The 10,141-nt window shown below is 76.3% G+C and carries 8 protein-coding genes and 1 pseudogene; 4 read left to right on the top strand and 5 right to left on the bottom strand.

Features of this window, described 5'->3' with window-relative positions:
* The 4 genes and pseudogenes from ACFV4G_RS41610 to ACFV4G_RS41595 form a co-directional block, all read right to left on the bottom strand.
* Positions 1–633 (bottom strand): annotated as a pseudogene (locus ACFV4G_RS41610) (methyltransferase); the annotation flags it as partial.
* 126 nt (positions 634–759) lie between these two features.
* Positions 760–1,980 carry a 4-hydroxybenzoate 3-monooxygenase gene (locus ACFV4G_RS41605; protein ID WP_380448504.1) on the bottom strand — a complete coding sequence of 407 codons (1,221 nt, stop codon included), beginning with the start codon at positions 1,978–1,980 and terminating at the stop codon, positions 760–762.
* A gap of 183 nt (positions 1,981–2,163) precedes the next feature.
* The gene (locus ACFV4G_RS41600) at positions 2,164–3,624 is read right to left on the bottom strand and encodes a hypothetical protein (protein ID WP_380448502.1); all 1,461 of its coding nucleotides are present in this window, start codon (positions 3,622–3,624) and stop codon (positions 2,164–2,166) included.
* Positions 3,615–5,063: a hypothetical protein gene (locus ACFV4G_RS41595; protein ID WP_380448500.1), complete on the bottom strand. Its 1,449-nt coding sequence runs from the start codon at positions 5,061–5,063 to the stop codon at positions 3,615–3,617. The genes ACFV4G_RS41600 and ACFV4G_RS41595 overlap by 10 nt, the downstream gene beginning before the upstream one ends.
* A 342-nt stretch (positions 5,064–5,405) precedes the next feature.
* Between ACFV4G_RS41595 and ACFV4G_RS41590 the strand changes: the two genes are divergently transcribed.
* From ACFV4G_RS41590 to ACFV4G_RS41575, 4 genes are all read left to right on the top strand, one after another.
* Entirely contained in the window at positions 5,406–6,224 is an 819-nt protein-coding gene (locus ACFV4G_RS41590; protein WP_380448498.1) for a class I SAM-dependent methyltransferase, read from the top strand.
* 58 nt (positions 6,225–6,282) lie between these two features.
* Positions 6,283–6,612: an acyl carrier protein gene (locus ACFV4G_RS41585; protein WP_380448496.1), complete on the top strand. Its 330-nt coding sequence runs from the start codon at positions 6,283–6,285 to the stop codon at positions 6,610–6,612.
* A complete protein-coding gene (locus ACFV4G_RS41580; RefSeq protein WP_380448495.1) occupies positions 6,609–7,841 on the top strand; it encodes a beta-ketoacyl-[acyl-carrier-protein] synthase family protein in 1,233 nt (410 codons plus the stop codon). The genes ACFV4G_RS41585 and ACFV4G_RS41580 overlap by 4 nt, the downstream gene beginning before the upstream one ends.
* A gap of 172 nt (positions 7,842–8,013) precedes the next feature.
* Positions 8,014–9,102 (top strand): BTAD domain-containing putative transcriptional regulator, encoded by a 1,089-nt coding sequence (locus ACFV4G_RS41575; RefSeq protein WP_380448493.1) that lies wholly within the window; start codon positions 8,014–8,016, stop codon positions 9,100–9,102.
* A gap of 20 nt (positions 9,103–9,122) precedes the next feature.
* Here ACFV4G_RS41575 and ACFV4G_RS41570 read toward each other — a convergent pair whose 3' ends face one another.
* Positions 9,123–9,938: an SDR family NAD(P)-dependent oxidoreductase gene (locus tag ACFV4G_RS41570; protein ID WP_380448491.1), complete on the bottom strand. Its 816-nt coding sequence runs from the start codon at positions 9,936–9,938 to the stop codon at positions 9,123–9,125.
* Positions 9,939–10,141 lie beyond the last annotated feature (203 nt).

The raw sequence follows: 10,141 nt of genomic DNA, 5'->3' as shown, positions 1-10,141 counted from the left end.
GTGGTCGCCGGGGACGTAGAGCTCGATGCGCCGGTAGCCGGTCTTGGCGTCGGCGGGGGCGGTGAAGTAGAGGACGGTGCCGTCCTCGTGGGGGTTGTAGCCGCCGCCGTCGGGGGCCGCGCCGTGGCGGGCGAGGAGGTCGCACAGGCCGCGCAGGACGAGCGGGTCGGGGCGGGTGACCTCGAAGGCGAGGTGGGTCTCGTGCTCGTGGGCGCGTTCGTGGGCGGCGAGTTCGGCGAGGGCGGAGCCGGGCGGCACGGTGAGGGCGAAGACCTCGACGAGGCGGGGCTCCTCGCCGGGGCCGGTGACGGGCGGGCGCAGGATGCGCACGTCGAGGGCGGCGGGGTCGAGGCCGTGGCGGTGGGCGAGGCGGTCGCGGACGACGACGCTGGGGTGCTGCGGGGTGTCGGGGTCCAGGGCGCAGGCGGCGAGCTGGGCGCGCAGTGTGGCCTCGTCGGGCGGCAGGAGGAGCAGGGCGGCGTGGGCGAAGTGGCAGTGGTCGGCCAGTGCGCGCAGTTCCGGGCCGTCGAGGCCGGGCAGCAGGAGCGGGAGGAGGTCGGCGGTGTCCTGCTGGCGGACGAAGTCGGCGGTCGCGTGCAGGCGGGTCGCATCGTCCGGGGGCGTCGTCGTCATCGAGTGGGCGTCCTTGGTTCGGTGCTCGTGAGGGTGTGGTCGTGCGGGCGTGGTCGTGCGGATGCGGGCGTGGTCGTGCGGATGCGGTCGTGCGGGTGGTGCGGCTGTGGTGCGGCCGTGGTGGGCTCAGATGCCGACGTAGCTCTCGGCGAACCAGTCCTGGAAGGCGCGGGAGGTGCGCAGCGAGTCGAGGCGTGAGCGCCGCATGGATTCGTGGAAGAACGATTCGCCGTCCGGTCCGGGCGGGGCGTGCAGGAGCTGGATCATCCAGTGCGAGAACTCCTGGGCGCGCCATATGTGGGTCAGGCTGGTCCGCGAGTAGCGGTCGAGGGCGCCGGTGTCGCCGTGGGCGAGGGTGTCGGTGAGGGCGTCGGCGAGGAGTTCGGCTTCCAGGACGGCGAGGTTGGCGCCCTTGGCGGCGGCGGGGGCGGGCAGGCTGGCGGCGTCGCCAGCCAGGAGGAGCGAGCCGTGGCGCAGCGGTTGGATGACGTCGGATTCGAGGTCGATGACGGTGCGCTGGATGATCGGGCCGCGGTGCAGGGGGTGGTGGTCGGCGCTGCGCATGCGGGTGTCGAGTTCGTCCCAGACGCGTTCGTCGGACCAGGCGTGGGGGTCGGTGCCGCGTTCGCACTGGAGGTAGTAGCGGGTGACGTCGGGGGTGCGGGCCATGTGGCCGGCGAAGCCGCGGCGGTGGACGGCGTAGCCGACGGCGTCGAGGCTGGGCGGGGCCTGGGCGAGCAGGCCGAGCCAGGAGATGCCGTGGTCGCGGTGGTGGCGGGGGGTGCCGGGGGGCAGTGAGCGGCGGGCGGCGCCGTGGCGGCCGTCGCAGCCGGCGACGTAGCGGGCCTGCCAGTGGACGGTCTCACCGTCGGTGCCGGCGCCGGTGTCGCGGGCGGCGACGGTGGGGCGGGGGCCGTGGGCGTCGTGGACGGTGAGGGCCTCGGTGGTGAAGCGGATGCGTCCGCCGGCGGCCAGGTAGTGCGCGAGCAGGTCGGTGACCAGGTCCTGCTGGGGGTAGACGGTGTGGGCCTCGCGGCGGCCGAGGCCGCCGTAGTCGAGGCGGAAGCTGCCGCCGTCGGTGCGGAACTCGCAGGTGCCGTGGGGCTGTCCGCGCCGGTGCAGGCCGTCGGCGAGGCCGTGGCGGTCGAGGGTGCGCACGGTGTTGGCGGCGAGGAAGCCGGCGCGGGCGCGGGTCTCGACGTGGGCGCGGTCGGCGCGTTCCAGGACGACGCAGTCGATGCCGCGGGCGTGGAGGAGGTTGGCGAGGGTGAGCCCGGCGGGTCCGGCGCCGAGGACGACGACGTCGGCCTTCTCCCGGGCCGTGCGGGTGTTCTGACTTTCGGTCACGGAAAGTGGATCTTAATCACCCGTGGATACAGCGCAGGCCCGGAATCACTCGAAACGGTGAGGGGAATGACGGTCCGTGGTCGCGGTGGCGACGGTCGCCCCAGGAGGGGGCTTCCGTCGCCACCGTGCGTGACGAAGTGGGGCGGGCCGGCACGGGATGCCCGGGCCGACCCGCCGGGCGTGTCAGGGGGCCGGGCGGGTGGCGGCGGTGAGGATGATCTCCCGGACGCGGTCGAGGTACTTCGGCACGCCCTGGACGGCCTGCGGGGTGTCCGGCACGGTGACCACGAGGTCGGCCCGGTCGCGGAACCAGTTGAACCACATCGAGACGCCCGCCGCGCCGTCCGGGCCGGTCAGCAGTGTGGCGTCGGTGCGCAGGAAGTCGCGGGAGCCGGGCGCGGCGCGGCCGTCCAGGTAGGAGACCATCGGCGGGATGACGGGCAGCGCCGTACCGGGGAGCAGGTCCAGCGCCCGGTGCAGCGGCACGTCGCCGGCGGCGCGGGCGCGCTGGAAGCCCTGCTGGGCGGCGGGGACCGCCGCGGCGAGGTCCGGCGCGGCGGGCAGCCGGAAGAGCAGCGGGCCGAAGTTCACCAGCCAGCCGTGCACGGGCAGCAGCCGCGGGTAGGCCCTGGTCGACACGGCCGTCAGCACGCGGTAGACGTCGTTGCCGGTGAACTCCCGCTGCGCGAGCGCGAGCGCGGCGAAGGCGCCGGCGGCGAACCCGCCGCCGTGGCGGGCGCAGAAGGCCCGGAACGCCTCGGCCTGGGCGCCGGTGAGCACCGGGTAGTGCAGGCGGACGCCGGGCACGAGCGCGTGGCCGTCGGTGCCCAGGTCGACGGGGAAGCCGGACAGGGCCCGGAAGCCGCCGGAGGCGGTGGCGGATCCGTCGTCGCCGGCGGCCAGGAAGGCGGACCAGAGGGCGAGTTCGGGGGCGTCGGGGGTCAGGGCGAGGGAGCGTTCGTGCTCGCGGCGGTTGTACTCCAGGTAGCCGACGGCCTCGTCCGGGCCGGCCGGCGTGGTGGCCGGGGTGGGTCCGGTGGTGGCCGCGGACGCCGGGGTGGGTCCGGCGGTGGCCGCGGTGGCGCGGGCGGCGTAGTGGGTGCGCAGCTCGTCGAAGAGCAGGGCCATGGAGTGGCCGTCGGTGTAGGCGTGGTCGATCGCGGCGTAGACGGTGGACCTGGTCCCCCGCAGGACGACGCCGGCGAGCAGGCCCGGGCCGGGGCGGCCGGGCGCGGTGTGCTCGTCGATCCGGCGGTGCAGGTGGTCGCGCAGGTCCGCGGTGGTGGCGAAGGTGCCGACGCGCACCGGGCGCACGGTGAGGGCCTGCGGCGGCAGGCGGAAGCCCGCCAGGCCGTCGCCGCGCGGCTCGTACCAGGCGCGGTAGGCCTCGTGCCGGCGCACGAGTTCCTGCCAGGCGCCGGCGAGCGCCTCGGGGTCGGCCCGGCCGGGCAGGTCGAAGGCCAGGGCCACCCAGGGCGACTGCCGCTGCCCGGTGGCGCGGCGGGCGGCGGCCATCCCGAGGTGGGCGCGCTGGAAGCCGGAGGGCGGTACGTCGTGCGGCTCGGGGGCGCGGTCGGCGACCGGGAGGAACTCGACCACCTCCCCGGGCGCGGGCCGCCAGTCGAGGATCTGGGTCATCCGCACGGCAGCATCTCCTCCGGGCAGTGGGCGGGAGCGGGGACGAGGACGGGGACGGGGACGGGGGCGGTCGCGGTGCGGGAGGCGAGGGCCGTCCGGGCGGCGATCCGTGCGACGGCCCGCTCGAAGCGGGCGACGTTCGTGCGCGCCACGGCCGTGTCGGGAAAGCGCGTCGTCAGGTGCACGCCCCGCTCGCTCCTGGTCAGCCATACGTGCACCTCTCCGGGGCTGTGGACGCGGCTGCGCAGCATCCGGTCCTCCTGCTCGGGCGGGGTGCCGTCGACCCGGCGCACGTCGAGGTACGAGACGACGAACCGGAGGCGGACGTCCCGGCCCAGCATCCGGCGCACGTGCGCGAGCGAGCTGCCCGGGCCCGGGCGGTGGCGGCGCAGTTCGGCGGCGGCGTGCCCGAGCGTGTCCGCGAAGGTCGCCCCCGGGGCGGTGGGGATGCGGACCGGCTGCAGGCCCACGAACCAGCCCGGCGCCGCCCGCCACGGGTCGGGGCGGGTGTTGGCCAGCGCCACCGCGGACAGCTGCCGGGTGCCCGCGACCCTCGCCGCGGCGAGCGCGAGGCAGGACAGCAGCCCCGCGGACGTGGTGCCGCCGCCCGCGCGGCAGGCGGCGGCGAAGCGGGCGGCCGTCGGCGCGTCGAGCAGCCAGCGCCCGGTGCTGCGCTGCGCGTGCGGGGCGTCGCCGGCGCCCAGCGGCAGCGGGAAGGCGGGGGCCGCTCCGGCGTCGCCGCGCAGCAACGCCCGCCAGCGGTCGACGTGTTCGGGACGCATGGGCAGCCGCTCGGCCAGGGCCGGCTCCGCGGCGCCGAAGTCGAGGAAGGTCGGGCCCGCCGGGTGCCCGGCGCCGCCGGCCAGCAGGTCGCGGATCTGACCGGGGACCATGGCGAGCGTCAAGCCGTCCGCGACGCCGTGGTCGGCGCCCGCGAACACCGTCACCCCGCCCGGGGCCGTCGCGTCCCCGGCCGTCACGTCCCCGGCCGTCACGTCCTCGACCGTCGCGAAGAGCACCTGCGGCCAGGCCAGCGGGCCGACGCGGTCGAAGAACGCCTCGATCTGCCGGCGCACCGACGCACCGTCGGCGAACACCCCGATCTCCTCGCGGCGCAGCCCGACCGCGCCCGCGGGCAGCGTGCGGCGCGCGCAGCCGCCGGGGGTGGGCAGCAGGTGGCTGCGCAGGTGCTCGTGGGCGCGCAGCCAGGCGGCGAGGGCGTGGGCCAGGCGCTCGCGGCCGGTGGGGCCGACGCGGAAGGACACGCCGATCCACGCCGGGTCCACCTGCCGCGCGCCGCGGGCGGCGGCCGCGCGGACGTGGTGCTCGTGGACGAGCGCGGGCGCCCGCGGGTCGTCGGCCCAGGCCGAGGCGGGGGCGGCCGGCGTCCAGAACACCAGCCGGCCGGCGGGCGTCGTGCGGTCGCCCAGTTCTGTGAATTCCACTGACGCTCTCCTTGTGACGCCCGCGGTGCTGACGGCGCCTCGAATGCAGAGCCCCCGGACTTCCGGGGCCCGGATGCGGGGATCTTTTCCGTGCGGGCCGCCGAAGCTATCCGGCGGCGATGAAGCGGGGATGAAACGAAACCATTTCCGCTGGCCGGGCGGCCCGGGGACGGCCAGGCGGCCGGGAATCGCTTGTCGACGGCCGCGGCCATTGCTAGCGTCGGCGCCGTTCACCGGGCTTCACGGCACGCCGGGAGTGCACCGGAAACGTGCCGGAAACAATTCCGGAAAGAACGCGGGAAGCACGTCGCGAGGGACGCCGAATTCACGGGGAGTCAATTGATGAGCACACGAACGGACAGCGGGCCTTCCACGGACTACGCCGCCCTGCGCCGCGACCCGGCGTACGCCGGGCTGAACCGCGCGCTGCTCGACCTCGTCCCGGTCGGCGCCGGGCAGGCCGTCCTGGACATCGGCTGCGGGGACGGCGCGGTGAGCGAGCAACTGCTGCTGCGCGACCCGGCCGTCGCCCTGACCGGTGTCGACCCCGACCCGGCCCTGCTCGACGCGGCGCGCACCCGCCTGGGCCACCGGGCCCGCTTCGTCGAGGGCGACGCGGCCGCCGTCGCCGGGCTGTTCCCGGCCGGCGGCTTCGACACCGCCGTGCTCGCCAACTGCATCCACCTCGTCCCGGACCTCGGCGAGGCGCTCACCGCGATCGGGCGGGTGCTGGCCGCCGGCGGGCGCCTCGTGTTCAACTCGGCCTTCTACGCGGGCGCGGAGAGCGCCGCCGACCTTCCGCTGTACGCCGAGCTGGTCGGCGCGGCCCGCCGCGCCGCCCGGGCCCGCGGCCTGACACCGGCCCGCACCGCCGCCGTCACCGGCCGCCCGCCGGGGCTGCGGCGCACCGCCGGGGACTACCAGGCCGCCCTCGCCGCGGCCGGCTTCACCGGCGTGGAGCGCACCGAGCGCGAGTTCACCCTCGGCCGGGACTTCCTCACCGCCCTGTGCTCGACCCCGATGTTCGCCGCCGCCGCACTGCCCGGGATCGAGCGGGACACCGCCGCCGGCCTGCTCGCCGAGGCGCTGGAGCAGCAGTACGAGCGCACGCCTTTCACGATCACGCGGCGCTGCGTGTATTTCTCCGCGATCCGTCCCTGAAACACCCCGTCCCTGAAAACACCCCACGAACCCAGCGGAATCACGAAGGGAATTCATCATGACCGAGGTGCTGCCCGTGGTCGTCCGGGCGATTTCCGAGATCCGCCCGGACCTGGGCGAAAACCCGGGTTCCATCACCCGGGAATCGGCCTTGTTCTACGCCGGTGAACCCGGCCGTCCGGTGCTCGGCCTCGATTCCATGGAAGCTCTGGAACTGCTCGTCGTCCTGGAGCGGGAATTCGGTGTCGAGCTCGCGGACACCGGTATCCGGATCGGCGACCTGCAGACCGTCGGCGACGTCGTCGACGCGCTGGGCGGCGCGGTGGGCGGTGCCCGGGCCGGCGCGGTAAGCGGCGCGGCGGGCGGCGCGCTGCCGGAGACGCTGTGACGCCCCGGGCGGTGCGCCACCGCGTCCTGGTCACCGGGATCGGCGTCGAGTCGTGCGCGGGCCCCACCCCCGAGGAGCTGTGGGCCGCCCTGGCCGCCGGGAAGTCCGCGGTCTCGGCGCTGGACCTCGAACAACCGCTGCCGTGCCAGGTCGGCGGCGTCGTCACCGGCTTCGACCCCCGGGACTACCTGAGCGCCCCGCAGGTGCGTCGCACCTCCCGCTTCCAGCAACTGCTGTTCGCCGCCGCCGTCAAGGCCCGGGCGGACGCGCGCCTGCACACGCCACCGGGCGCCCTGTACGTCGGCACCGGCGGCGGCGGGCTCGACGAGGCCGCCCGGCAGGTGACGGTCCTGCGCAGGGAGGGCTGGTCACGCATGGACCGGCTCGGCCTGCTGCGCCTGCTGCCCAACCAGGCCGCCGGGCTCGTCGCCCAGGAACTGGACATCACCGGCCCGGTGCTCACCATCTCCACCGCCTGCGCGTCCTCCACCGACGCCATCGGCGCCGGCCTGCGCGCGGTGCGCGACGGCACCGCCGACGTCGTCCTGGTCGGCGGCGTGGAGAGCTGGCTCGACCTGCCGTGCCTGGCCTCCTTCTCCCTCCTGGACGCCCTCTCCCGGCGGCCCGCCGCCGAGGCCGCCGCCGCGTCCCGCCCCTTCGACCGCGACCGGGACGGCATGGTGCCCGCCGAAGGCGCCGCGGTCCTCGTCCTGGAGTCGGAGCGCTCGGCGCTGCGCCGCGGCGCCACCGTTCACGGGGAGGTCCTCGGCGCCGCCACCACCTGCGACGCCCACCACGCCCTGGCCCCCCGGCCGGACGGCGCGATCGCGGCCCGGGCGATCACCCTCGCCCTGGCCGACGCCGGGGTCGGGGCCGACGCCGTGGACCTCGTCAGCGCGCACGGCACGTCGACCCCGCTCAACGACCGGGCCGAGACCGCCGCCCTCAAGCGCGCCTTCGGTCCGCACGCCCGGAACCTGGCGATCACCGCGCCCAAGTCCGTCATCGGGCACGCCTGCGGCGCGTGCGGGGTCCTGGAGAGCGTCGGCGTGCTGCTCGCCATCCGCGACAAGTACGTGCCGCCGACGGCGAACCTGGAGCACCCCGACCCCGACTGCGACCTCGACTACACGCCGCTCACCGGCCGGTCCGCCCCGATCAACGTCGCCGTGAAGCAGAACTTCGGCTTCGGCGGCCAGAACTCGGTGGTGGTGTTCGGCGCCCCGTGAGCGGGGGCGGCGGGCACGGCGGGCGCGGCGGGCGGCCGGTGACGGGGAACGGGGGACCGGCCACCCGTCACCGGCCGGATATGGCCGGTGGCTTGGCCTGTCCCCGGCCCGGCGGCCGGACCAGCATCGACGGCGTCCACCGCAGAGAGCCATCCAGTGTCCGGGGGCCACGATGCCGATCACCACGCCGCCACCCAGCACCACCACGATCACCGCCCGCCCGGCCGACGCCGCGCTCGGGCCGCGCGAACGCGACCTGCTCTACGCCGTCGGCTGCGGCCTGAAGGACGACGAGATCGCCGCCGCCCTCGCCATCCCGCCGCGCGCCGTGGCCGGGCTCCTCGCCCGCCTCCTCGCCCGCCTCGGACTGCCCGACCGCACCGCCGCCGTCGTCCACGCCTTCGACTCCGGCCTGGTCTCCCCCGGCCACGGCCCGCGCCGCCGCACCACCGGGCCCACGCCCGCGGACGGCACCCGCCGCACCCCCGGACCGCCGCTGCGGATCTCGCTGCTCGGACCGCTGCGGGCCTGGCACGACGGCCGCCCCCTCGACCTCGGGCACCTGCGCCAGCAGGCCGTCCTGACCGCGCTCGCGCTGCGCCCGGGCCGTGCCGTCAGCCAGCGTGAACTCGTCGACGGCGTCTGGGGCGAGGAGCCGCCCGGCACCAAGGTCGTGCCCGTCTACGTCTACCGCCTGCGCAAGGCCCTGCGCACGGGCGGGGGACCGCACGCGGTGATCGCCAGCGACCGCGACGGCTACCGGCTGGTGCCCGGCACGGTGGCCGTGGACGTCGCCCGCATGGAGGACCTCCGGGCCGCGGCCGGCACCGCCGAACGCGCGGGCGACCTGCCCGAGGCCGTCCGCCTGTGCGCCCTGGCCCTGGACCTGTTCCGCGGCGAGCCCCTGGCCGGCCAGCCCGGCCCGCTCGCCGAACAAGAACGCCTGCGGCTCACCGAGCACCGCACCGCCCTGGCCCAGCGCAAACTCGGCTGGCAGCTGCGGCTGGGCCGCCACCGCGAGGCCGTCGCCGAACTGTCCGCCCTCGCCGAGGCCCAGCCCCTCAACGAGCCGGTCGCCGCGATGCTGATGCACGCCCTCTACCTGGGCGGCCGCCAGGCCGACGCCCTCGCCGTCTTCGACCGCACCCGCCGCCGCCTGCGCGACGACCTCGCCGTCCACCCCGGCCAGGACCTCCGCCGCGTCCACCGCATGATCCTGAACGGCGACGTCACGGCGCCGGTCGCGGCCCCGGCGCCGTGACCGCCCGGCCCGACGACCGGTCAGGAGCGCGGCGCGCGGGGTTCGATGTGGAAGTCGAAGGCGAGGGTCCCGGGGTCGACGGCGGTGACGCCGCCGTCGACGGTCAGGACGGCGCCGTTGACGAAGGACGCGGCGGGCGACAGCAGCCAGGCGACGGCCTCGGCGACCTCGGCCGGGTCGCCGGGGCGGGCGGCCGGCAGGAGCCGGGTGGCGGCGTCGTAGGCCTCGTCGAGGGTGGCGAGGCCGCTCTCGGCGGCGAAGCGGGTCATGCGGCGGTCGGCCATGTCGGTGCGGATCCAGCTGGGGCAGACGATGTTGGCGCGCAGGCCGCGGCCGCCGTAGTCGACGGCCAGGGAGCGGCACAGCTGGAGCAGCGCGGCCTTGGAGGTGGCGTAGGCGGCGTCGCCGCGGCCGTTGCGCAGGGCGGAGACGGAGGCGACCGCGACGACGGCGCCGCGGGCCTCCAGCAGGTGCGGCAGGGCGGCGCGCTGGAGCAGGAAGGGGCCGGTGACGTTGGTGCGCATCACGGCCTCCCAGCTCTCCGGGGTGAGGTCGCCGACGGCGCCGCCCACGCCGGTGCCGGCGTTGAGCACGAGTCCGTCGAGGCGGCCGTGGGCGGCCAGGGCGGCGGCCACCAGGGCGTCGGCGGCGTCCGGGTCGCCGGCGTCGGCGGGGTGGGCGAGGGCGCCGGTCTCCTCGGCGACGCGGCGCAGCGGTTCGGGCCGGCGCCCGGAGACGACGACGTGGTGGCCGGCGGCGCGCAGCAGCCGGGTGGTGGCGGCGCCGATGCCGCTCCCGCCGCCGGTCACGATGTAGACGCGCTGGTCGTCGGCCATGGTCCGCCCCCGTTCGAAAAACCGTGTGGTGACGGACAGTCAATCATGGCCGTGCCCCTGACAGGTGTCGGGGACCGCCGGGGCCCTGTGCTTCCTAGGGTGCTGGTGTGGGGGCCCCCGGGGGGCCCGCCCCCCCACCCCGGGACCCGAGGGGAAACACACAAACGCCCGGTCCCAGTGTCTGATAAACAAAAGTACCAGAC

Origin of the sequence: Kitasatospora sp. NPDC059747, from assembly GCF_042732955.1 — a bacterium.
In the GTDB taxonomy this organism is placed as follows: domain Bacteria; phylum Actinomycetota; class Actinomycetes; order Streptomycetales; family Streptomycetaceae; genus Kitasatospora.
Note: the sequence above shows the minus strand (reverse complement) of the source record. Positions and strands in the feature narration are given on the sequence as shown.

Coding starts and splice junctions, on each gene's coding strand:
- ACFV4G_RS41585 (WP_380448496.1), top strand. CDS start 6,283: ATGACCGAGGTGCTGCCCGTGGTCGTCCGGGCGATTTCCGAGATCCGC.
- ACFV4G_RS41570 (WP_380448491.1), bottom strand. CDS start 9,938: ATGGCCGACGACCAGCGCGTCTACATCGTGACCGGCGGCGGGAGCGGC.
- ACFV4G_RS41575 (WP_380448493.1), top strand. CDS start 8,014: ATGCCGATCACCACGCCGCCACCCAGCACCACCACGATCACCGCCCGC.
- ACFV4G_RS41590 (WP_380448498.1), top strand. CDS start 5,406: ATGAGCACACGAACGGACAGCGGGCCTTCCACGGACTACGCCGCCCTG.